Origin of the sequence: Streptomyces sp. NPDC096339, assembly GCF_044762985.1 — a bacterium.
Lineage (GTDB): Bacteria > Actinomycetota > Actinomycetes > Streptomycetales > Streptomycetaceae > Streptomyces.
In genome coordinates, this window is record NZ_JBIWFI010000052.1 from 13951 (window position 1) to 35087 (window position 21137).

19 protein-coding genes are annotated in these 21137 nt (G+C 73.0%); 10 read left to right on the forward strand and 9 right to left on the reverse strand.

The window, feature by feature from the left end; all coding sequences use genetic code 11:
- Positions 1-2: 2 nt before the first annotated feature.
- Entirely contained in the window at positions 3-1121 is a 1119-nt protein-coding gene (gene recA / locus ACIQ5Y_RS37365) for a recombinase RecA (RefSeq protein WP_403891169.1), read from the reverse strand.
- 182 nt (positions 1122-1303) lie between these two features.
- Between recA and ACIQ5Y_RS37370 the strand changes: the two genes are divergently transcribed.
- The gene (locus tag ACIQ5Y_RS37370; RefSeq protein WP_403891172.1) at positions 1304-2452 is read left to right on the forward strand and encodes a winged helix DNA-binding domain-containing protein; all 1149 of its coding nucleotides are present in this window, start codon (positions 1304-1306) and stop codon (positions 2450-2452) included.
- Between the two features lie 26 nt (positions 2453-2478).
- Here ACIQ5Y_RS37370 and ACIQ5Y_RS37375 read toward each other — a convergent pair whose 3' ends face one another.
- A complete protein-coding gene (locus tag ACIQ5Y_RS37375; protein WP_403891174.1) occupies positions 2479-3102 on the reverse strand; it encodes a class I SAM-dependent methyltransferase in 624 nt (207 codons plus the stop codon).
- A 111-nt stretch (positions 3103-3213) separates the two neighbouring features.
- Between ACIQ5Y_RS37375 and ACIQ5Y_RS37380 the strand changes: the two genes are divergently transcribed.
- Together ACIQ5Y_RS37380 and ACIQ5Y_RS37385 are read left to right on the forward strand one after the other, a co-directional pair.
- Positions 3214-4005 (forward strand): hypothetical protein, encoded by a 792-nt coding sequence (locus ACIQ5Y_RS37380; protein WP_403891177.1) that lies wholly within the window; start codon positions 3214-3216, stop codon positions 4003-4005.
- A 68-nt stretch (positions 4006-4073) separates the two neighbouring features.
- Complete coding sequence (locus tag ACIQ5Y_RS37385; protein ID WP_403891179.1) at positions 4074-4829, forward strand: Clp protease N-terminal domain-containing protein; 756 nt, start codon at positions 4074-4076, stop codon at positions 4827-4829.
- Here the strand turns inward: ACIQ5Y_RS37385 and ACIQ5Y_RS37390 are convergent.
- Both ACIQ5Y_RS37390 and ACIQ5Y_RS37395 read right to left on the reverse strand, forming a co-directional pair.
- A complete protein-coding gene (locus tag ACIQ5Y_RS37390) occupies positions 4783-5871 on the reverse strand; it encodes an AI-2E family transporter (protein WP_403891228.1) in 1089 nt (362 codons plus the stop codon). The genes ACIQ5Y_RS37385 and ACIQ5Y_RS37390 overlap by 47 nt on opposite strands.
- A 291-nt stretch (positions 5872-6162) precedes the next feature.
- A complete protein-coding gene (locus tag ACIQ5Y_RS37395) occupies positions 6163-6357 on the reverse strand; it encodes a DUF3046 domain-containing protein (protein ID WP_030010745.1) in 195 nt (64 codons plus the stop codon).
- An 81-nt stretch (positions 6358-6438) separates the two neighbouring features.
- On the opposite strand from ACIQ5Y_RS37395, the gene ACIQ5Y_RS37400 reads away from it, so the two are divergent.
- Positions 6439-7404 carry a hypothetical protein gene (locus ACIQ5Y_RS37400; protein ID WP_403891181.1) on the forward strand — a complete coding sequence of 322 codons (966 nt, stop codon included), beginning with the start codon at positions 6439-6441 and terminating at the stop codon, positions 7402-7404.
- Here ACIQ5Y_RS37400 and ACIQ5Y_RS37405 read toward each other — a convergent pair.
- From ACIQ5Y_RS37405 to ACIQ5Y_RS37415, 3 genes are all read right to left on the reverse strand, one after another.
- The gene (locus ACIQ5Y_RS37405) at positions 7373-7681 is read right to left on the reverse strand and encodes an AzlD domain-containing protein (RefSeq protein ID WP_403891231.1); all 309 of its coding nucleotides are present in this window, start codon (positions 7679-7681) and stop codon (positions 7373-7375) included. The genes ACIQ5Y_RS37400 and ACIQ5Y_RS37405 overlap by 32 nt on opposite strands.
- 5 nt (positions 7682-7686) lie before the next feature.
- A complete protein-coding gene (locus ACIQ5Y_RS37410) occupies positions 7687-8391 on the reverse strand; it encodes an AzlC family ABC transporter permease (protein ID WP_403891183.1) in 705 nt (234 codons plus the stop codon).
- A gap of 447 nt (positions 8392-8838) precedes the next feature.
- Complete coding sequence (locus ACIQ5Y_RS37415; RefSeq protein WP_403891186.1) at positions 8839-9678, reverse strand: AraC family transcriptional regulator; 840 nt, start codon at positions 9676-9678, stop codon at positions 8839-8841.
- Positions 9679-9758: 80 nt separating this feature from the next.
- Here ACIQ5Y_RS37415 and ACIQ5Y_RS37420 point away from each other — a divergent pair, with 80 nt between their 5' ends.
- A complete protein-coding gene (locus ACIQ5Y_RS37420) occupies positions 9759-14348 on the forward strand; it encodes an ATP-dependent helicase (RefSeq protein WP_403891189.1) in 4590 nt (1529 codons plus the stop codon).
- Positions 14349-14515: 167 nt separating this feature from the next.
- Positions 14516-15229, forward strand: a complete 714-nt coding sequence (locus tag ACIQ5Y_RS37425) for a hypothetical protein (RefSeq protein ID WP_403891192.1) — start codon at positions 14516-14518, stop codon at positions 15227-15229.
- Between the two features lie 95 nt (positions 15230-15324).
- Here the strand turns inward: ACIQ5Y_RS37425 and ACIQ5Y_RS37430 are convergent, their stop codons facing one another.
- Together ACIQ5Y_RS37430 and ACIQ5Y_RS37435 are read right to left on the reverse strand one after the other, a co-directional pair.
- Complete coding sequence (locus tag ACIQ5Y_RS37430) at positions 15325-16032, reverse strand: NADPH-dependent F420 reductase (RefSeq protein ID WP_403891194.1); 708 nt, start codon at positions 16030-16032, stop codon at positions 15325-15327.
- 291 nt (positions 16033-16323) lie between these two features.
- Positions 16324-16983, reverse strand: coding sequence for a TetR/AcrR family transcriptional regulator (locus tag ACIQ5Y_RS37435; protein WP_403891196.1), 660 nt, complete (start codon positions 16981-16983; stop codon positions 16324-16326).
- Positions 16984-17232: 249 nt separating this feature from the next.
- Between ACIQ5Y_RS37435 and ACIQ5Y_RS37440 the strand changes: the two genes are divergently transcribed.
- The 4 genes from ACIQ5Y_RS37440 to ACIQ5Y_RS37455 all read left to right on the forward strand — a co-directional run bounded on the left by ACIQ5Y_RS37440 (position 17233) and on the right by ACIQ5Y_RS37455 (position 20948).
- Positions 17233-18288 carry a serine hydrolase domain-containing protein gene (locus tag ACIQ5Y_RS37440; RefSeq protein ID WP_403891234.1) on the forward strand — a complete coding sequence of 352 codons (1056 nt, stop codon included), beginning with the start codon at positions 17233-17235 and terminating at the stop codon, positions 18286-18288.
- Positions 18289-18444: 156 nt separating this feature from the next.
- Entirely contained in the window at positions 18445-18834 is a 390-nt protein-coding gene (locus tag ACIQ5Y_RS37445; protein WP_403891199.1) for a cupin, read from the forward strand.
- Positions 18835-19340: 506 nt separating this feature from the next.
- Positions 19341-20141, forward strand: coding sequence for an Fpg/Nei family DNA glycosylase (locus ACIQ5Y_RS37450; RefSeq protein ID WP_403891202.1), 801 nt, complete (start codon positions 19341-19343; stop codon positions 20139-20141).
- A gap of 36 nt (positions 20142-20177) precedes the next feature.
- On the forward strand, positions 20178-20948 hold the full coding sequence (locus tag ACIQ5Y_RS37455; RefSeq protein WP_403891205.1) for an SDR family NAD(P)-dependent oxidoreductase: 771 nt from the start codon (positions 20178-20180) through the stop codon (positions 20946-20948).
- Positions 20949-21137 lie beyond the last annotated feature (189 nt).

Below are 21137 nucleotides of genomic sequence, written 5' to 3' on the forward strand. Positions count from 1 at the left end.
GGTCAGCTCTTGGACGCGGCGGCCTTGGCCGTCGTCTTGGCCTTCGTCGCCGGCGCGGGCACGGCTGCCGCAGCGTCGGCCGACGCTGCGGCCGCCTCGTCACCCGCGCCGTCCGTGGCGTCCTTGCGCACGCCGACGCCCAGCTTCTCCTTGATCTTCCGCTCGATCTCGTTGGCGAGATCCGGGTTGTCCTTGAGGAAGTTGCGGGCGTTCTCCTTGCCCTGGCCGAGCTGGTCGCCCTCGTACGTGTACCAGGCGCCGGCCTTGCGGATGAAGCCGTGCTCCACGCCCATGTCGATCAGGCCGCCCTCGCGGCTGATGCCCTGGCCGTAGAGGATGTCGAACTCGGCCTGCTTGAACGGCGGCGCGACCTTGTTCTTCACGACCTTGCAGCGGGTGCGGTTACCGACCGCCTCCGTGCCGTCCTTCAGGGTCTCGATACGGCGGATGTCGATGCGCACCGAGGCGTAGAACTTCAGCGCGCGGCCACCGGTCGTGGTCTCGGGCGAGCCGAACATCACACCGATCTTCTCGCGGAGCTGGTTGATGAAGATCGCGGTGGTCTTGGACTGGTTGAGCGCACCGGTGATCTTCCGGAGCGCCTGGCTCATCAGACGGGCCTGGAGACCCACGTGCGAGTCGCCCATCTCACCCTCGATCTCGGCGCGCGGCACGAGGGCCGCCACGGAGTCGATGACGATCAGGTCGAGGGCGCCGGAGCGGACGAGCATGTCCACGATCTCCAGCGCCTGCTCACCGGTGTCCGGCTGCGACAGGATGAGGTTGTCGGTGTCGACGCCGAGGGCCTTCGCGTACTCGGGGTCGAGCGCGTGCTCGGCGTCCACGAAGGCGACGGTGCCGCCGGCCTTCTGCGCGTTGGCCACGGCGTGCAGGGTCAGGGTCGTCTTACCGGAGGACTCCGGGCCGTACACCTCGATCACGCGGCCGCGGGGCAGCCCGCCGACGCCGAGCGCGATGTCCAGCGCGGTCGACCCGGTGGGGATGACCTCGATGGGGTCGTTCGGCTTGTCGCCGAGGCGCATGACCGCACCCTTGCCGAATTGCCGTTCAATCTGTGCGAGCGCGGCGTCGAGAGCCTTCTCGCGGTCGGTGCCTGCCATGGGTTCCACCCGGTTTGCTTGAGTCGATCGCTTCACGCCATTGACGCTAATGCCTGCCACTGACAATGCGCCTCCACGACCGTTTCGGCTGTGGATAACCCATCAGAATGGATGTTCGATTTCCCTGTCAAGCGAGCCACGCCCGCACCGGCGAACGGCGCCCCAGGGCAGAATCCAGGCCTGTGATCATCAGCGAGCGCGAACTCAACCGGGCCACCCTCAGCCGCCAGCTGCTGCTGGAGCGTGAGCCACTGACCGTTCCCGACGGGCTGCGGCGCGTGGTCGCCCTCCAGGCCCAACACCCTGCCTCGCCCTACGTGGCCCTGTGGAACAGACTCGCCGGATTCACCCCCGCGGAACTCGACGCCGCCTTCCGCGGGCGGTCGGCGGTCAAGGCGACCCTGATGCGGATCACGCTGCACGCCGTGCACGCCGAGGACTATCCGGCCTTCCGCGCCGCGATGCGGCCCACGCTGTACGCCTCCCGGCTCGGCGGCCGCTTCGCCGCCGCCGGGCTGACCCCCTCCGACGCGGACGCACTCCTGCCGGACCTGCTGGCCTTCGCCCGGCGGCCGCGGACCTCGGCGCAGATGCAGGCGTGGACCGGGGAGCGGGTCGGCGCGGAGCGGAAGGACGCGGCGTGGTGGGGGCTGAAGGGGTACGCGCCGCTGCACCACGCCCCGACGGACGCGCCGTGGTCGTTCGGGGACCGCCCGTCCTTCGTCGCGGCCGGGCCCGGCGAAGGCTCCTCCGCGGACGTTCCCGCGAGCCGCGCCGTGGACCCGTACGCCCTGCGCACCCTGGTCCTGCGCTACCTGGCGGGGTTCGGGCCCGCTTCCGTCGCGGACGTCGCGCAGTTCGCCATGGTGCAGCGGGCACCCGTACGCGAGGCGCTCCGCGCCCTGGACGGCGCCGTCGAGGAGCTCCGGGGGCCGGACGGCGTGACGCTGTACGACCTTCCGGGCGCCTCCCGGCCGCCCGCCGAGACCCCCGCTCCGCCCCGGCTCATGGCCATGTGGGACAGCATCCTGCTGGCCTACGCCGACCGCGGCCGGGTGATACCCCCGGACTACCGCCCGCTGGTGATCCGGCGCAACGGCGACGTACTGCCCACCCTGCTGGTGGACGGCCACGTCGCCGGCGTGTGGCGGCCGACGGACCGCGGCGTCGAGGCCACGGCGTTCCACCCCCTCGCGCCCGCCGTCTGGGACGGGCTCGCCGAGGAGGCCCGGTCACTGACCGCCTTCCTCGGCGACCGCGAGCCGGCGGTCTACGGCCGCTACCACCACTGGTGGGCGAAGCTTCCGGAGGCCGAGGTGCGGATGCTGTGAGGCCGTGCCCCGTCCGGCCCGCCCGGTCAGGGGGAGAGCGCGGTTCCGAGCGAGGCCGCGCCGATGGGTTTCGGCGCGCCCTCCTCGTAGAAGACGTCGAGCGCCGTGATCGTGAAGCCCGCCTCCTTCAGCATGCCGACGGTCGGCCGGGTGAGGTGACAGCCTCCGAAGAGACGCTTGTTGAGCGGTTCGAGCCGTCGCTGCCACCGGCGCACTCGCTCGTCCTCCTCCGGGGCGAGGCCGTGTTCGACGAAGTGCAGGGTCCCTCCGGGCTTCAGTACGCGCCGCAACTCCCGCAGGGCCGCTCCCGGGTCGGGGACGGTGCACAGGGTCCAGGTGCACAGGGCGGTGTCGAAGGCGCTGTCCTCGAAGGGAAGTGACTGGCCGTCGAGTCCGGCCCGCCGCACCGGGATCCGCGAGGCCTTCACGCGGTCGGCGGCCAGTTCCCACCCGAGGTCGGAGGGTTCGACGGCGGCCACGCCCGTCACCTCCGGCGGATAGAAGGGGACGTTGTGTCCCGAGCCGAATCCGATCTCCACGACCTCGCCCCGCAGGCCCTCGCAGACCCGGCGGCGCAGCGGCCGTGCCTGCTTGACCCCGCAGGCGAGGTTGATGATCCGCGGCAGGATCCGTTCTCCGTAGAACCCCATCTCGGCCTCCGTGTCCGTTTCAGCATGGCACCGCGGGCCCCCGGATGCCCGCCGTCGCCGCACGTCCCGGACAATCGTGGATCCGCATCGGTCTTGAGGGGACGGCAGTACGTGAACAGGGTGGGGAACGGGAAGGCGCGCCGTACGGCGGCGGTCGCGCTCGGGACGGCGGCGGTGCTGGCCGGGGCCGTGGCGTGCGGTGGGGCGGGCGGGTCGGACGGGGACGCCAAGGCCACGGCGGCGCCCACGAACACGGCCACGACCGCGACCGCGACGGCCGGCGGCCCCGCGGGGCCGGGCGCCGAGCGGCTCAAGGCCATGGCGCTCACCGCGGGCGAGAAGGCGGGGCGGTACGAGGCCTCGGAGCCGATCCTGGACGAGCCGATGAGCGAGCTGTACGACGCGCAGCCGGCGGCCTGCGGGCCGCTGACCAGCCTCGGCAAGGCCGGCCACACGGCCCAGGCCTACGCCAAGACCGGTGTGCCCGGGGAATGGCAGGCGGTCGACACCGAGATCCTGCTGCGCTCGTACGCGGACGGCGGTGCGGCCTCGGCGATGAAGAGCCTGGCCGAGGCCGGCCGGCAGTGTGCGGGCGGGTACACCGAGGAGCGCGGCCTCGCGACGGCGAAGGTCCTCAGGGTGGAGCCGGTCAAGGCTCCCGCGCTGGGCGACGAGGCGCTCGCCTACCGCATCGTGACGCAGGACGTGAAGGACAAGGAGATCTCGCTCTACGACTACCTGACGGTGATCCGCTCCGGGTCGGTGACCGTCTCCTTCCGGTCGGACGTCATCGACACGAAGGACTTCGGCGGGGTGCCCGAGGAAGTGGTCGCGGCCCAGTGGGAGAAGTTCTCGAAGGCCGGGGGCGCGGCCGCGGGCGCGGGGGCGGGCGCGGGCTCGTAATCGCCCACCGACCACGAAGTGACAACCGGCGGTTGACAGTCTCTGACTGTCAACCTAGGGTTGCACCTATGACGAACCCTTCGGTGGAACCCGTTCGCATGACCAATCCGGTCCGCCTCGACGATCTGATCGCGGCCATCAACAAAGTCCACACCGACCCCCTGGAACAGCTCAGCGACGCCGTCGTCGCCGCCGAGGCGCTCGGGGAGGTCGCCGACCACCTCATCGGCCACTTCGTGGACCAGGCCCGCCGCTCCGGCGCCTCCTGGACCGACATCGGCCGCAGCATGGGCGTCACCCGCCAGGCCGCCCAGAAGCGCTTCGTCCCCAAGGCCGACAAGGAGGGCGACGCCGCCCTCGACCCCAACGCGGGCTTCGGCCGCTTCACCCCCCGCGCCCGCAACGTCGTCGTGACCTCGCAGAACGAGGCCCGCGCCGCCGGCAGCCCCGAGATCGGCACCGCGCACCTGATCCTGGGCCTGCTCGCCGAGCCCGAGGGCCTCGCGGCCCTCGCCCTGCGCGCCCAGGGAGTCGCGGAGCAGGACGTCCGCGCCGCCGCGACGGCAGCGCTGCCCCCGGGCCGGGAGGACCTTCCCGCCCTCATCCCCTTCGACGCGTCCGCGAAGAAGGCCCTGGAGCTCACCTTCCGCGAGGCCCTGCGCCTGGGCCACGCCTACGTCGGCACCGAGCACGTCCTGCTCGCGCTGCTGGAGCAGGAGAACGGGGAGGGCGTGCTCAGCGGTCTCGGCTTGGACAAGGACGCCGTCGAGGCGGCCGTCACCGAAGCCCTGGCATCCGTACTCGGCGGCGCGGACGGTCCGTAGCGGCGGCCGCGCCCTCCGTCAGCTCGTACCGCTTCACGTACGCACCGAGGAAGGCCTGCAGCGTGGCGACGGCCGGGATCGCGATGAGCGCCCCGACCGCGCCCAGCAGGGCGGTGCCCGCGATGACCGATCCGAAGGCCACGGCCGGGTGGATGTCGACGGTCCTCGACGTCAGCTTCGGCTGGAGTACGTAGTTCTCGAACTGCTGGTAGATCACCACGAAGCCGAGGACGTACAGCGCGTACCAGGGATTGACGGTGAAGGCGATCAGCATCGGCAGCGCGCCCGCCAGGTAGGTGCCGATGGTGGGGATGAACTGGGAGACGAGCCCCACCCACACCGCGAGCGCGGGCGCGTACGGCACTCCGAGGACCACCAGCACGATGTAGTGGGCGATGCCGGAGATCAGCGCCATCAGCCCGCGCGAGTAGAGGTACCCGCCGGTCTTGGCGACGGCGATCTCCCAGGCCCGCAGCACCTCGGACTGCTTGGCGGGCGGCAGTACGGAGCACAGCGCGCGGCGCAGCCTCGGTCCGTCGGCGGCGAAGTAGAAGGAGAAGAGCCCGATCGTCAGCAGCCTGAAGAGTCCGCCGAGCACGGTGGCGGACACGTCGAGCACGCCGGTCGCGCTGTTCTGCACGTACTTGCGCAGCCAGTCGGAGCGCAGCAGGCTCTCCTGGATCTCCAGCCGGGAGAGCTCGGTGTGGAAGGTGGAGTTGATCGAGTCGATCACCGAGTCGAGGTAGCGGGGGAAGCCCTCGACCATCTCGACGATCTGCCCGGCCAGCATGGAGCCGAGCAGGGCGAGGAATCCGGCGGCCGCGACGAACACCCCGAGGAACACCAGGAAGGTGGCGAACCCGCGGCGCATGCCGCGGGCCGCCATCCTGGCCACCGCGGGTTCGATCGCGAGCGCGAGGAAGAACGCGATCAGGATGTTGACGAGCAGGCCGATCAGCTGGTGGAAGGCCCAGCTGCCGAGCTGGAAGCAGGCGACGAGGGCCAGTACGAGGACCACCGCGCGCGGCAGCCAGCGCGGCATCCGCGCCTCGTCCCCACCGGGGGCCGCGCCGCCCGGCGGGCTCCCGTACCCACCGGCGCGGCCTCGCGGCCCGGGCATGCGGGGGTGCGCCGCGTGCGCGTCGGCCGCACTCCCGCCGGCCGGGCCGTCGGTGCCCGCCGGGGCGGCAGCCGGTGTCGGCACCGCCCGCCCGGGCGAGGGTGCGCCCTCGGCGCCTGGGGACTGGTCGGTGTTGTCTTCGGTGGCTGCCACCCGGCCAAGTCTGGCCCACCCGTGGCCCGGAGCACGAAACGGTGGCCGAGCCGCGGGGCGTCAGCGCAGCGAGGCGGGTACGTCCATCGCCGAACACACGGCGCGCCACACGTCCTTGGTCTCCCAGCCCGCGTCCAGCGCCTGGTGGACGGTCCGCCCGCCGAGCTCCGTCATGACGTGGTCCCGCGCGAAGGAGTCGGCGTAGCCCTCGCCGAAGTGCTCCGCCATCCGCTCCCAGAAAATCGTCAACCGCATGCCCCCAGTATCCCGCCCCGGGAGAGTGCACCGGTCGCGTTCGTCCCTCCACCGTGCGTCACGGCGTCCTACGTTGCACGCATGCCCGGAGACGAAGGTCCTTCGCCGACCTCACCGACCCCACTGGCCCGCGCGGAGCAGTTCATCTGGCTCACGGCCCGGGTCCTGGAGCAGCGGCGGTTCGCGTTCCACTTCCTCGGCGGCGACGCCGACGCGGTGGACACCGCCCTCGGCTCCTACCTGAACGGCGACGGCGGCTACGGCCACGCCCTCGATCCGGATCTGCGCGGTCCGCTCAGCCAGCCCCTGCACACCGCGCACGCGCTGCGGGTGCTGGACGGTCTGGGCCGGTGCGGCGGGCAGCGCATCGAGCGGCTCTGCCGCCACCTGACCCGGGTGTCCACCCCGGAGGGTGCGCTTCCGGTGGTCTTCCCGGCCCCGCGCTGCTATCCGGCGGCGCCGTACCACCCGGTGCACGACGATCCGCCGGGCGAGCTGGTGACCACGGGCCCGGTGGTCGGGGTGCTGCACCGCAACCAGGTCTGGCACGCGTGGCTGTTCCGGGCCACGGACTTCTGCTGGGACCGGGTCGAGAGCCTGCGCCACGCGCATCCGTACGAGCTCCAGGCCGCGGTGGCCTTCCTGGACGGCGCGCCCGACCGGGCCCGCGCGGCGGCGGCCGCGGACCGGCTCGGGCGGCTGGTGCGCGAGCGGGGGCTCGCCGTGCTCGATCCGGGGCGGTGCGAGGAGTACCCGCTGGCCCCCGGCTACGCGCCGGGCGAGCGGCTGTTCCCGTACGACTACGCGCGGCGGCCCGAGTCCCTGGCGCGGGGCTGGTTCACCGACGAGGAGCTGCGCCGCTCGCTGGACTTCCTGGCGGCCGAGCAGCAGCCGGACGGGGGCTGGCCGGTGCGCCGCAGGGCCTGGGCGCCGGGCAGCTCGCTGGAGCGGCGGCCGATCGCGACGCTGGAGGCCCTGCTGACGCTGCGGGCGTACGGGCGCCTGCCGGCGCCGGTCAGCCGCCCAGGGCCCGGACGCCCGCGGTGACGACGACGGCGGCCGCGACCACGAGCAGGAACGGGGCCCGCAGCAGCAGTGCGAGTCCGGCGGCGGCGAGCCCGGCGGCCCGCGCGTCGAGGACGAGCTCGTGCCCGGTGGCGAAGGTCTGCTGGGCGGTGAGCGCGGCGAGCAGGGCGACCGGGAGCAGCGCGGAGAGCTTGCGCACCAGCGGCCGTTCCAGGGCCCCGGCGGGGACGAGGAGTCCGGCGAGCTTGACGGCGTAGCAGCCGAGGACGGTGATGCCGATGGCGATCCACACGTTCATGCCGTTCACGAGCGGCGTCCCTTCATCCAGAGCACGACGGGGGCGGCGAGGGCCGCGATCAGCACGGGCACGCCCGCGGGCAGCACCGGGAGGAATCCGAGTCCCAGCACGAGCGCGAGGGCGGCGACGGCCCGTTCGGTGGCGGTCTTCAGCATCGGAGCGAGGAGGGCCAGGAACACGGCGGGCCCGGCGGCGTCCAGTCCCCACGCGTTGGTGTCGCCGATGGCTTCGGCGCCGAGCGCGCCGAGCAGGGTGGTGAGGTTCCACAGCACGTAGAGGGCGAGCCCCGTGACGCCGAAGCCGAGCCGGGCCGACCTGCGGTCCTGCTGCGCGAGTGCCACGGCGGTGGTCTCGTCGATCACCCAGTGCGCGGCGAAGGGGCGCAGTGCGCGCGGCAGCGCGAGCAGCTGCGACAGCCTCAGGCCGTAGAAAGCGTTCCGGGTCCCGAGGAAGAAGGCCCCGGCGGCGGCGGTGAAGGGGTTGCCGCCCGCGGCCAGCGCTCCGACCAGCGCGAACTGGGAGGCGCCGGTGAAGACGAGCAGGCTGAGCACGCAGGCCTGGAGGGTGCTGATCCCGGCCCCGGCGGCGGTCACCCCGAAGGCGAACCCGGACAGCCCGACGGCCACGCCGACCCCGAGCGCGTCCCTGACCACGGCAGCCCGCGGCCGCCCTTCCGCTGCCGCTCGCGTCTGCGGCTCTTTGATCGTCATCTGCTTTCCCACACCCCGAAACTAGGCGGGGGCGGGGTGAGCGGTCTTGTACGTTCTTGCGCGCCCCGGGTCGGTCCCGCCGCCGCGGCGGCTCGCCGAGCGGTTCGGTGAGCCCGTCCCCGAGCCGCCACGTGGCGCAGGGGGCCGGTGGGGCGAAGCCCGGCGTTCCGCCGGATCCGGCCGCGCGAACTCCGCCGCCGGCAGCGAGCGCTCTGGCCCGGCGGTGAGCGCTCCGGCCCGGCGGTGAGCGCTCCGGCCCGGCGGTGACCCGGCGGCCGCCGGCGCCTCGGCCGGGCCGGTCGGGTCGTGCCCGAGACCTTCCCCAGCCCGGGCTCGCCGCGCCGGGCGAATTCCGCGCGCTGCCGCAGGGCCGGCTCGGCGAGCTCCTCGGGCGGGGTGCGGGGCATCGGCCGGTGCTCGACGGCCCCCGGTGTCCATGGGCGGGGCCTAACCGGCGCGCTCCCGCCGGTAGGCGCCCGGTGGGACTCCCACGATCCGGGTGAAGTGCCGGTTCAGGTGCGGCTGGTCGGTGAAGCCGACCGTCACGGCCGCCTCCGCCGGCGGGGTGCCCGCGTCGAGGAGCCGGCGGGCCCGGCGGACCCGGGCGTCGGTGAGCCAGGTGTGCGGCGGCATGCCGTACCGGTCCCGGAAGGCCCGCAGCAGGGCGAAGGGGCTGGTCCCCAGTGCGGCCGCCAGCTGTTCGAGGGAGGGCGGGTCGGCCATGCGGTCCTCCAGGACGGCGCGGGCGGCTTCCGCGTCGGCGCCGCCCGTGCCGCGGACCGTGCGGGCCGGCAGCGGTCCCGCGTGCCGGGTCAGCATCCGCGCGACCACGGCACGCAGCATCGTGTCGGCGGCCAGCGCGTTCCCCGCCTCGGCGGCCCGGTGCACCTCGGTGATCGTCCGCGAGGCCTGCGGGTCGGCGACCATGTCGGCCGTGAAGCCGGGCGTGCCGCGCAGGGTGCCGATCTCGGCGGCGACCTCGGCGATCAGCTCGCGGGAGGGGTAGAGGGTGGCGTAGGCCCAGCCCTCGGGCACCCCGGCGCGCGCGGTGTGCGCCACTTCGGGGTTGATCAGGACCACGCTGCCCGGCCCGGCGCGCAGTACGTGGCCGGGGAGGCCGATCTCCTCGATGCCGCCGGTGACGGCCGCGATGACGTACCCGTCGTGCGCGTGGCGCGGGAAGGTGTGGCGGACGTAGTGGGCGCGCAGCAGGTCCAGCCCGGGGAGCTCCGGGTACTGCCAGTGCCTGGCCCACTCCCGGCGTCCCTCGTCCGCGTCCGTCCCCATCCCCCCATTCTGCGCCTCACCCTGCGGGGGTGTTTCCCCAGGTCCGGCCCGTTGTCAGTGGCGGGGTGCACGATGGGGGCATGTCCGGCTCCGCGCTCGATTCGTTCTCCCCCGCGACCCGCTCCTGGTTCACGGGGGCCTTCGTCAGGCCGACCTCCGCCCAGGAGGGCGCCTGGCGGGCCATCTCGGAGGGGTCGGACGTGCTCGTCGTCGCGCCCACGGGCTCCGGGAAGACGCTGGCCGCGTTCCTCGCCGCGCTCGACCAGCTCGCCTCGACCCCGCCGCCCGCCGAGCCCCGCAAGCGCTGCCGCGTGCTGTACGTGTCTCCGCTCAAGGCCCTCGCCGTGGACGTGGAGCGCAATCTGCGCAGTCCGCTGACCGGGATCCGCCAGGAGTCGGTGCGGCTCGGGCTGCCCGAGCCGGAGATCCGGGTCGGGATCCGTTCGGGCGACACCCCGCCCGCCGAGCGCCGGGCGCTGGCCACCCGCCCGCCGGACATCCTGATCACCACGCCCGAGTCGCTGTTCCTGATGCTGACGTCGTCGGCGCGCGAGGCGCTCACCGGGATCGAGACGGTGATCCTGGACGAGGTCCACGCCGTCGCGGGGACGAAACGCGGGGCGCACCTCGCGCTGTCCCTGGAGCGGCTGGACGAGCTGCTGCCGCGCCCGGCCCGCAGGATCGGGCTGTCGGCGACGGTCCGGCCGGTGGACGAGGTGGCGCGGTACCTGGCGCCGCGCGGCAAGGTGGAGATCGTCCAGCCGCCGTCCGCGAAGGAGTTCGACCTGTCGGTGGTCGTCCCGGTGCAGGACATGGGCGAATTGGGCGGCTCTCCCGCGAGCGAGGGCAAGGAGGGCGGGGACAAGCCGTCGATCTGGCCGCATGTGGAGGAGCGCATCGCGGATCTGGTGCAGGCGCACCGTTCGACGATCGTGTTCGCCAACTCCCGCCGTCTCGCGGAGCGGCTGTGCAACCGGCTGAACGAGATCGGGTACGAGCGGGCGATGGGCGAGCGCCTGCCGGAGGGGGCGCCTCCCGCCGAGGTCATGGCCCAGTCGGGCGCCGCGCACGGCGCGCCTCCGCTGCTGGCCCGGGCGCACCACGGTTCGGTCTCCAAGGAGCAGCGGGCCCTGGTGGAGGAGGACCTGAAGGCGGGCCGGCTGCCCGCCGTGGTCGCCACCTCCAGCCTGGAACTGGGCATCGACATGGGCGCGGTGGACCTGGTGGTGCAGGTGGAGTCCCCGCCGTCGGTGGCTTCCGGGCTCCAGCGGGTGGGCCGGGCCGGGCACCAGGTCGGTGCGGTCTCCACGGGGGTGGTCTTCCCGAAGTACCGGGGCGACCTGGTGCAGGCGGCCGTGGTCACCGAGCGGATGCGCACCGGTTCGATCGAGTCCCTGCGCATCCCCTCCAATCCGCTCGACGTCCTCGCCCAGCAGTTGGTCGCGATGACCGCGATGGACACCTGGCAGCTGGACGACCTGCTCGCCCTGGTGCGGCGGGCGGCCCCGTTCGCGGCGCTTCCGGAGTCGGCGTTCACGGCGGTCCTGGACATGCTGGCGGGCCGCTACCCGTCGGACGCGTTCGCCGAGCTGAGACCGCGGGTGGTGTGGGACCGCGTCGCGGGGACGGTCACGGGCCGGCCGGGGGCCCAGCGTCTCGCGGTCACCTCCGGCGGCACCATCCCGGACCGCGGCCTGTTCGGGGTGTTCCTCGCCGGGTCCGACCCGAAGAAGGGCGGCGGTCGGGTCGGGGAGCTCGATGAGGAGATGGTCTACGAGTCCCGCGTCGGGGACGTGTTCACGCTGGGCACCACCTCGTGGCGGATCGAGGACATCACCCGTGACCGGGTCCTGGTCACGCCGGCCCCCGGGGTGCCGGGGCGGTTGCCGTTCTGGAAGGGCGACCAGTTGGGTCGCCCGCTCGAACTGGGCCGTGCGGTCGGTGCGTTCCTGCGCGAGCTCGGCGGGCTGTCCGGGGAGGACGCGCGGCTGCGGCTGCTGGCGGCGGGCCTGGACGCCTGGGCCGCGGAGAACGTGCTGGCGTATCTGACCGAGCAGCGCGAGGCGTGCGGGCACGTGCCGGACGACCGGACGATCGTGGTGGAGCGTTTCCGCGACGAGCTGGGCGACTGGCGGGTCGTCGTCCACTCCCCGTTCGGCGCGCAGGTGCACGCCCCCTGGGCGCTGGCGCTGGGCGCCCGTCTCGCCGAGAAGTACGGCATGGACGCGCAGGTGATGCACGCGGACGACGGGATCGTGCTGCGCCTGCCGGATGCGGACCTGCTGTCCATGGACCTCCTGGACCACGATCCCACCGCTTCGGCCTCGTTCGAGTTCGATGACGAGCAGGCTCCGCTGGGCGCCGCCGACGTCGCCTTCGACCACGGCGACGTCAACCAGATCGTCACCGATCAGGTGGGCGGCTCCGCCCTGTTCGCGTCCCGATTCCGCGAGTGCGCGGCGCGTGCCCTGCTGCTGCCGCGCCGCAGTCCCGGCAAGCGGACCCCGCTCTGGCAGCAGCGGCAGCGCGCCTCGCAGCTGCTCCAGGTGGCCTCCGAGTTCGGTTCCTTCCCGATCGTGCTGGAAGCCGTACGGGAATGCCTCCAGGACGTCTTCGACGTGCCCGGGCTGACCGAGCTGATGGGTGACATCGAGGCGCGCCGGGTCCGGTTGGTGGAGGTCACCACTCCGGAGCCGTCGCCCTTCGCGCGTTCCCTGCTCTTCGGCTACGTCGCGCAGTTCCTGTACGAAGGTGACTCGCCGCTCGCCGAGCGCAGGGCGGCGGCGCTGTCGCTGGACTCCCGGCTGCTGGCCGAGCTGCTCGGGCAGGCGGAGTTGCGCGAGTTGCTCGACGCGCAGGTACTGGAGGAGCTGGAGCGGGAGCTGCAGTGGCTCACGGAGGACCGGCGGGCCAAGGACGCCGAGTCGGTGGCCGACCTGCTGCGGCTGCTGGGGCCCCTGACCGATGCGGAGCTGGCGGAGCGCGGCGCGGATCCGGGCTGGGCCCCGGGCCTGGCGGCGGCGCGGCGGGCGATCCGGGTCCGGATCGGGGGCGCCGACCACTGGGCGGCGATCGAGGACGCGGGCCGGCTGCGGGACGCGCTGGGCACGGCGCTGCCGGTGGGCGTGCCGGAGGCGTTCACCGAGCCGGTGAAGGATCCGTTGGGCGACCTGCTGGCCCGGTACGCGCGCACCCACGGGCCGTTCACCACGGCCGCCGTCGCGGCGCGCTTCGGCCTGGGCCCGGCGGTGACCGAGGGCGCCCTGAACCGGCTCGCGGCGGCGGGCCGGGTGGTGCAGGGCGAGTTCCATCCGGCGGGCATCGGCCAGGAGTGGTGCGACGCGGCGGTGCTGCGCAGGCTGCGGCGCCGTTCGCTGGCGGCGCTGCGGCAGGAGGTGGAGCCCGTTCCACCGACCTCGCTGGCCACGTTCCTGCCGCAGTGGCAGCACCTGGGCGGGGCCCTGCGCGGCATCGACGGCCTGGCCCGGGCGGTCGAGCAGTTGCAGGGCGCCCCGGTACCGGCGTCGGCGCTGGAGCGGCTGATCCTCCCGTCGCGGGTCGCGGGGTACTCCCCGTCCTTGCTGGACGAGCTGACGACCAGCGGCGAGGTGGTCTGGGCGGGCGCGGGAGCCCTGCCGGGCAAGGACGGTTGGATCTCCCTCTATCTGGCGGAGGCGGCCCCGCTGCTCCTGCCGCCGCCGCACCCGCTGGAGCTGGGCCCCCTGCACGAGGCCGTGCTGGACGCCCTGGCCGGGGGGTACGGGCTGTTCTTCCGCCAGCTCACCCAGATGGTGCGCGACCGGCATCCCGAGGCCTCGGACCTGGACCTCTCCTCGGCCGTCTGGGATCTGGCCTGGTCGGGCCGGCTCACGAACGACACGCTGGCCCCGTTGCGTTCCCTGCTGGGCTCGGGCCGTACCGCGGGCTCGACGGCCCACCGGGCGCGGCGGACGGTGCCGCGCGGCCGGTACGGCACGCTGAGCGCGACGGTGTCCCGTACCGGCCCGCCCACGGTCTCGGGGCGCTGGTCGCTGCTGCCGTCCCAGGCCCCCGACCCGACGCACCGGGCCCACGCCCTGGCGCGGACCCTGCTGGACCGCCACGGGGTGGTGACCCGGGGCGCGGTGGCGGCGGAGGGCGTGGAAGGGGGCTTCAGCGCGGTGTACCGGATCCTGTCGGCCTTCGAGGACAGCGGGCAGGCCCGGCGGGGTTATGTGGTCGAGGGGCTCGGCGCGGCGCAGTTCGCGATGGACGGCGCGGTGGACCGGCTCCGTGCGGCCGAGCGCACACCGCCCCCGCTGGCGGCGGTGGTGCTGGCCGCCGCCGATCCGGCGAACGCGTACGGTGCGGCGCTGCCCTGGCCGGAGCCGCCTGCCGGGGCCACCCACAAGCCGGGCCGGAAGGCGGGCTCCCTGGTGGTCCTGGTGGACGGTGAGCTGACGCTGTATCTGGAGCGCGGCGGGAAGACCCTGTTGGCGTGGCCGGAGCCCTCCGACCCGCGCCTGGCGGCCGCGTTGGATGCCCTGGCCGCGGCGTCCCGCACGGGCACGCTCCCGGCCCTCACCGTGGAACGGATCAACGCCGCCGCCTCCCTGACGTCCCCCCTGGGTCGCGCCTTGGAGTCGGCCGGCTTCCACGCCACCCCGAGAGGGCTGCGCATGCGCTCGTGACGTGGTCCGACCGTGGCGTTCGGGTATCGGGAGGGACTCGAATGTCTTGGGCATGTCACAGGACCGTCGCCGACCGACTCCCGGACTGGCAGAGCCACTTATTCATCCCTTACAAAGATGATCACAGGCATCGCGTTGACGATGCACAGTCATGGGGGAGAAGAAAAGTGAGCACCATCAGCATGCGCAAGTCCACCCTGGTCGCCGTCGGTCTCGCGGTCGCGGGCACCATGGCCCTGACGGGCTGCAAGAACGGGAACGAGGACCCGGCGGCGCCGTCCGCGCCGAGCTCGTCCGCCCCCACGGGCGCCCCGGCCAGCCCCTCGGCCGGCGGCTACAGCGAGGCCCCGGGCGGTGCGGCCAGCCCGTCCGCCGGCGGCTACAACGAGACCTCGGGCGGCACGGGTGGCGCGGCCGGCGCCGCGGCCAAGCCGGGCCAGACCTTCAAGCTGGGTGAGACCGCGACGGTTCCGTTCGACTCGGGCAACACCAAGGGCGGCACCATCGCCCTGACCGTCACCGCCGTCGAGCAGGGCAACCCCGCCGACCTGGCTCCGCTGAACCTCGGCGACAGGGTCAAGGGCATGGTCCCCTACTACGTCCGTTACACGGTCAAGAACGTCGGCACCGTGGACCTCTCGTTCACCTCGGTGAGCCACATCAAGGGCCTGCTCCCGGACGGCAGCGAGGCGCAGGGCGTGTCGGTCATCGGCAAGTTCGAGAAGTGCAAGGAGGAGTCGCTGCCGAAGGGCTTCACCAACGGCCAGACGCAGCAGGAATGCGCGATCGCGCTGGCCCCGTCCGCGCAGACGAAGGTGACCGGCGCCCAGTACTGGAACAACCCCTACATGAGCAAGGGCAAGGAGCTCAGCTGGAAGTGACGGGACGGCCCATCAGGCCCTCCGCCTTCCCACCGCGAGCCCCCGCGACGGCACCCCGTCGCGGGGGCTCGCCCCTTTGCGCACGGGCTCCCCCGTCAGCGCATCACCTTGATGCCGAACCGGGCACCCCCGAGCGCGAACTGGATCGCGCTGTGCATGTGGGAGTACATCTCCATGCCGCGCGAGCAGACGAGCGGACCGAGGTCGAGCACGTCCTGCCAGCCGTAGGCCCGCAACAGGGCGGTGACCTCCGCCTTGGCGTCGTCGTGGTCGCCCGCGACGAACATCGTGTGGTCGCCGCCCGCCACGGACTTCGGGTCGACGGCGGTCTGCTGCTCCTGGGTGACGCACGCCTTGACCACCCTGGCCGCGGGGACGGCGCGCTGGATCCGCTCCCCCAGGCTGTCGTGGTCCACCGGGTCCAGTGCGGGCATCACCCCCCAGGGGGTGGGCCACGGGTGGGCCTGCTCGGGGTTGTAGACGAACGGGACCGCGTAGTCCATCAGGGTCTTGCCGGCCAGGTGCCGGCCGATCCCGCTCAGCACCCGCACCGCGTTGGCCCCGTCGATCCCGTTGATGACGAAGTCGGCCGCGGCCGCGGCCGCGTCGAAGTTCATGAGCTCGATGTCCGGGTATGCGGCGGCCCACTGCCCGAAGGGATCGATGCCCATGAAGTCGGGTTCGGAGCGGCCCAGGGTGGCCTGGGTGTCCCGGGTGCCGACGTACACCTGGTGTCCGAGCTCCAGCAGCCGGGCCGCGTGCGCGCGACCTCCACCCCCGGTGCCGAGAACTGCGACCTTCATGCGGATGCTCCGTTCTGCGCTGGCGGATCCCCGTAGGCAGAGCCTCGCGAGGAATCCGTCCCGTCCGAGGCCGGACACACTGACCCACCCGGTACGCATCCCCCACCTGGCCGATCGCACGAGGCGGGCCACCGACCGGGCCGCCTGGTCGGACGCGAGCTTCGGCCGGGACGCCTTCGGGCCGCTCGCGGTGTCGACGTGGATGTGGTCGCGGTCGGCGCCGGCCCTCAGCAGGGCGTCGATCTGATGATCGGGGTTCCGGTCGTCCGTCGACACCGCCGAGCCGGTCGGCTAGCTCGGGCAGACCGCGGCCTCGATGTGGGCGAGTTGGGCGGCGAGGATCTCTTCGAATGCGGCGCCGCGGTCTGCCCCGAGGGGGCGGACGTCACGGGCGAAGTAAGCCAGGGCGGGGAAGCGTTCGGGGTCGGCGCCGAGTACCGCGACACGGAACAGCTCCATGCCCTGTTCGTGCTCTTCCGGGGTGATGGTGCTGACCCCGGCCTCGGAGGCGATCAACGCGGCGATGAGGACCGCGATCCGGTGGTAGTGCGCCGGGATCTCCTCGTCGGGCAGTCCCGACGCGCGCAGAGCCTGCAGTGTCTCTTCCACGACCAGCCGGGAACCGGCGCCGCCTGACGCATACCGTCCCCAGACCGTGGCGAGCTGGGGCTGCCGGCCGAAGGCCTCTCTCACGCGCAGGGCCAAGGCCGTGATGCGCTGCTTCCAGTCGCCCTCGGGGCGATAGCCGTCCATGGCGGCCAGGAGGATCCGGTCGGCGACCGCGCGCAGCAGTTCGGTCTTGCTGCGGAAGTGCCGGTAGAGGCTGGAGGAATCCGTCCCGAGCACCGCGGCGAGCTTGCGCACGCTGAACGACTCGGCGTCGCTCGTGCGGAGCAACTCCGCTGCCGCATCCAGGATTTCCTCGGTGGACCAGCGCCTTCGGCCTGCCATTTCGCCCCTCTCGTCGGACTCAGCCTAGCCTATGCACTTGCTGTTGCACGCACCGCGTGCATCAATAGGGCATGAGCGTGCCGAGCGACCCGGCAGCAGGCGGGTCGACATGCCACGTGTGCCCTGTCACCCGGGTGGGGCGACCGATGTGGATCTCACCCCGAGCAATGCGAAAGGACGCATGACGTGAGGAAGTTACTGGAGCCCGCGGCGCTGGACGCCGCCATCGAGAATGTCCACCGCGCCGGGATGCCGGGACTGTTCGCCGAGGTGCGCGACGGCGACCAGGTATGGCGCGGCGCCGCCGGGGTCGCCGATGTCGCCACCGGCCGCCCCGTCACCGCCGACATGCGGCACCGGGTCGGCAGCATCACCAAGACCTTCACCGCCGCCGCGGTTCTACAGCAGGTCGAGAGCGGTCGGATCGGTCTTGACACGCCGATCGGCCGGTACCTTCCGAGGTTGGTTCCCGGAGAACGCGGTGGCGCGATCACGGTCCGGATGCTGATCAACCACACCAGCGGCCTAGCCGAGTACTTGCCGTACGCCTATCCCTCCTTCAAGGCGTTCCCCGACCTCGCCGGCACCGGCCCCCAGAGCATGGACGACCACCGGTTCACGCGGTTCGACCCCACCGAACTGATCGAGATGGGAGTCACCGCACCTGCCGTCGGCGTCCCGGGCGGCACGCCGGGGGTGTACTCCAACACCAACTACCTGCTCCTCGCCCAACTCCTGGAGCAGGTGACCGGCACCATGGCCGAGCAGTACATCACCCGGAACGTCATCGAGCGCGCCGGGCTCCGGGACACCGAATTCCCCGACGGGCCGAACATCGACGGGCCGCACTCGCAGCTCTACGAGGCGTGGTTCGGCATGATCGACCCGCCGCGCGACTACAGCGTCTTCGACATGTCCTTCGCGGGCCCGGCGGGCTCGCTCATATCGACCGTCACGGACCTCAACCGCTTCTTCGGCATGCTGATGGCCGGCGAGATCGTCAGCCCGTCGTCCCTGGCGCAGATGCAACGCACCGTCCCGGTCGTCTCCCAGGAGCTGAAGACGATCGACTACGGCCTCGGCCTGCACCCGATGAAGGCTCCCGGTCAGGGCACCTTCTGGGGAAACGGCGGCACGGTCTGGGGTGGTGGAGCGCTATCCATGATCCGTGCCGACGGCAAGCGGCAGATGACCGTCGCGGTGAACCTGCAGAGGTGGAACAGGTTCGACTCGTCCGGCAAGCCTCAGCCCCATCCCATCGACGACGCGCTTGCGGCTCTCTACCGCGTGGCCATGTACGGCTGACCGGGCCGGAGGGTGTCCGCCAGGGGCCGGGGCGGGGGCGGGGGCACCGTATGCCGCCCTGCGCCGCGCCCTGGCCGAGCGAGGCGGCCACGGCCGACCATGTCGGCGCCCATGCACACAACCCACCAGATGAACTCGCGGAATGGATGTCTCGGCATGACCACTGCCCCGATCGATCTCTTCTCCTCCTTCATCCGCTTTGACCACACTGGCCAGCTGCGCGCCGAGCAACCCGTGTTCGACTCCGAGCGGGACGGCTGGCAGTTGATGACCTTCCACGTGGAGACCGACGCCGACGTGCACGGCGACCATTGGGAGATCCACACCGAGGCGGACGAACTCGTGTCCTGCCTCACCGGCGGGATACGTCTCTGCTTCCGCCCGGAGCAGCCGGGAGGGAAGGAGGAGGAGATCAAGCTGGCGGCCGGAACGGCGGCCATCGTCCCGCGCGGGCGATGGCACCGCATCGCACTGGACGGCCCCAGCGACATCATGTCCGTGACCCTGCCGCGTGGTAGCCGCCTGGAGAGGCGGACCGAAGCCTAGCCAGGCCTTACATCCGTTCCTCGTCCACAACGGCGCTCGCCACCGCCCGCCGCCGTCCGTGCCCACCGATCGCCCACCAGCCTCGCCGAGCGCGCGACCGGGCAACACACGGCTCTGCACGCAGCGACCGGTACCGCGCGGGGCCCGGAACTCGACCCCAGGCCGACAAAAGGGGGCGGGCCGACGGAGTCATGAGCAGGTGACTCCGCCGGCCCGCCCACAACTCCACGGGCCCCGCGCCCACCCGTCGTCCCTCTCCTCGTCGCCGTGCGGGTCGCGCAGCTGCCGCAGGCCCCGACCGGCACCGGCAGCCGGGTGAAGGCATACCGGCCCAGGAAGTCGCCGACCAGGCAAAACCGGCACGTCACCGCATCGGAATCAAGGTCGTCCCGCTACCGCTGATCTCCGTGCCGTTACTCCCCGAGGGCCGACCCCACCCACCCACGGCCGCGGGAACCCCCGCCCTTCGACGCCCTCCACTCCGCCCGGAGGCGGAGAATGGGGGCATGCCCGAAGGAGACAGCATCCGCCGCGTCGCGGACCGGCTGCACGCGGCCCTCGCCGGGAAGCCCCTCACCCTCAGCGACCTGCGCGTCCCCCGCTTCGCCACCGCCGACCTCACCGGCCGCGTCACCCTCGGCGTCACGCCCCGCGGCAAGCACCTCCTCACCCGCTTCGAGGGCGGCCTCACTCTGCACAGCCACCTCCGGATGGACGGCGCCTGGCACGTGTACCCCGCGGGAGAGCGCTGGCGCGGCGGCCCCGCCCACGAGGTCCGGGCCGTCCTCGGCACCGCCGACCACACCGCGGTCGGCTACCGCCTGCCCGTGCTGGAACTGATCCGCACCGCCGAGGAGGACCGTGCCGTCGGCCACCTCGGCCCCGACCTCCTCGGTCCGGACTGGGATCCCGCCCTCGCCGCCGCCAACCTCCTCTCGGCCCCCGAGCGCCCCCTCGGCGAGGCCCTCCTGGACCAGCGCAACCTCGCCGGGATCGGCAACATCTACAAGGCCGAGCTCTGCTTCCTCGCCCAGGTCACCCCCTGGACCCCGGTCGCCGCCCTCCCCGACCCCGGAACCACGCTCCCCCGGCTGGCCGCCGCCGCCCACCGCCTGCTCGCCGCCAACGTCGGCGACACCCATCGGCGCCGCAACACCACCGGCAGCCGCCGCCCCGGCCAGGAGCTGTTCGTGTACGGACGCACGCACGCCCCCTGCCTGCGCTGCGGCACGCCCGTCCGCGAGGCCCCGCAGGACGGCCGGCCCACGTACTGGTGCCCGCGCTGCCAATCCGGCCCCACCGCCTAGTTGACGCACCGTCAGATCCGCTCGTACGGTCCCGGCATGCCCACACCCACAGCCTCGTACGACCTCACCGGCCGCACCGCCCTGGTCACCGGCGCCGCCAGCGGCATAGGCCGGGCCACCGCCGTCCTCCTCGCCGCCGCGGGCGCGCACGTCCACTGCGCGGACCGCGACGAACAGGGCCTCGCCGAAACGGCCGCCCTCGCCGCCAAGGCGGGCGGCGACGCCACCGCCCACCCCCTCGACGTCACCGACCGGGAGGCGCTGCGCGCGGCCGTAGCCGCGGCCGGCCCGCTCGACATCGCCGCCGCGATCGCCGGGATCATGCACAGCAGCAGCGTCCTGGAGACGGCCGACGAGGACCTCGACCGGGTCCTCGACATCAACTTCAAGGGAGTCCTGCGCACCTGCCAGGAGGCCGCCCGCGCCATGATCGCGGCGGGCCGGCCCGGTTCCATCGTCACCATGGCCTCCGGCGCCGTGGACGCCGCCCAGCCCGGCCTGCTCTGCTACAGCGCCGCCAAGGCCGCGGTGGTCCAGCTGACGAAGACCCTCGCCACCGAGGCCGGCCCGCACGGCATCCGGGTCAACGCGGTCGCGCCCGGCTGGATCCGCACCCCGATGACCGGTCGGCACAGCCCCGAGGTGCAGGAACAGACCGAGGCGATGATGGTCCGCATGTCCCCGCTGCGCCGGGTCGGCGAGCCGGAGGACATCGCCCAGGCCGTGCTCTACCTGGCGTCGGACGCCTCGTCCTTCATGACGGGCCAGATCCTTCGCCCGAACGGTGGAGTGTCGATGCCCTGGTAGCGGATTCGACGGCAGTGCCTGACGGCCCCGGCCGAGCCCTCCGCACCGGGCGCGGCACACAGTGCACCGGCAGCAGCCCCAGCCCCCATCCGCCCACGGCCACCACGCCCTCGACCGGCCCGGCCTGCGCCGGTACGAGCACCAGCCGCAGTACGGCCCACCACCACAGCAGCCCCACCGTCAGGGCCA

Excerpts from the sequence above, each read along its gene's own strand:
- ACIQ5Y_RS37395 (WP_030010745.1), bottom strand. The coding sequence starts at position 6,357 with ATGCGGTTGACGATTTTCTGGGAGCGGATGGCGGAGCACTTCGGCGAG.
- ACIQ5Y_RS37410 (WP_403891183.1), bottom strand. The coding sequence starts at position 8,391 with ATGACGATCAAAGAGCCGCAGACGCGAGCGGCAGCGGAAGGGCGGCCG.
- ACIQ5Y_RS37430 (WP_403891194.1), bottom strand. The coding sequence starts at position 16,032 with ATGAAGGTCGCAGTTCTCGGCACCGGGGGTGGAGGTCGCGCGCACGCG.
- ACIQ5Y_RS37390 (WP_403891228.1), bottom strand. The coding sequence starts at position 5,871 with ATGCCGCGCTGGCTGCCGCGCGCGGTGGTCCTCGTACTGGCCCTCGTC.
- recA (WP_403891169.1), bottom strand. The coding sequence starts at position 1,121 with ATGGCAGGCACCGACCGCGAGAAGGCTCTCGACGCCGCGCTCGCACAG.
- ACIQ5Y_RS37435 (WP_403891196.1), bottom strand. The coding sequence starts at position 16,983 with ATGGCAGGCCGAAGGCGCTGGTCCACCGAGGAAATCCTGGATGCGGCA.
- ACIQ5Y_RS37440 (WP_403891234.1), top strand. The coding sequence starts at position 17,233 with ATGCCGGGACTGTTCGCCGAGGTGCGCGACGGCGACCAGGTATGGCGC.
- ACIQ5Y_RS37445 (WP_403891199.1), top strand. The coding sequence starts at position 18,445 with ATGACCACTGCCCCGATCGATCTCTTCTCCTCCTTCATCCGCTTTGAC.
- ACIQ5Y_RS37415 (WP_403891186.1), bottom strand. The coding sequence starts at position 9,678 with ATGGGGACGGACGCGGACGAGGGACGCCGGGAGTGGGCCAGGCACTGG.
- ACIQ5Y_RS37400 (WP_403891181.1), top strand. The coding sequence starts at position 6,439 with ATGCCCGGAGACGAAGGTCCTTCGCCGACCTCACCGACCCCACTGGCC.
- ACIQ5Y_RS37405 (WP_403891231.1), bottom strand. The coding sequence starts at position 7,681 with ATGAACGTGTGGATCGCCATCGGCATCACCGTCCTCGGCTGCTACGCC.
- ACIQ5Y_RS37420 (WP_403891189.1), top strand. The coding sequence starts at position 9,759 with ATGTCCGGCTCCGCGCTCGATTCGTTCTCCCCCGCGACCCGCTCCTGG.
- ACIQ5Y_RS37455 (WP_403891205.1), top strand. The coding sequence starts at position 20,178 with ATGCCCACACCCACAGCCTCGTACGACCTCACCGGCCGCACCGCCCTG.
- ACIQ5Y_RS37385 (WP_403891179.1), top strand. The coding sequence starts at position 4,074 with ATGACGAACCCTTCGGTGGAACCCGTTCGCATGACCAATCCGGTCCGC.
- ACIQ5Y_RS37375 (WP_403891174.1), bottom strand. The coding sequence starts at position 3,102 with ATGGGGTTCTACGGAGAACGGATCCTGCCGCGGATCATCAACCTCGCC.
- ACIQ5Y_RS37450 (WP_403891202.1), top strand. The coding sequence starts at position 19,341 with ATGCCCGAAGGAGACAGCATCCGCCGCGTCGCGGACCGGCTGCACGCG.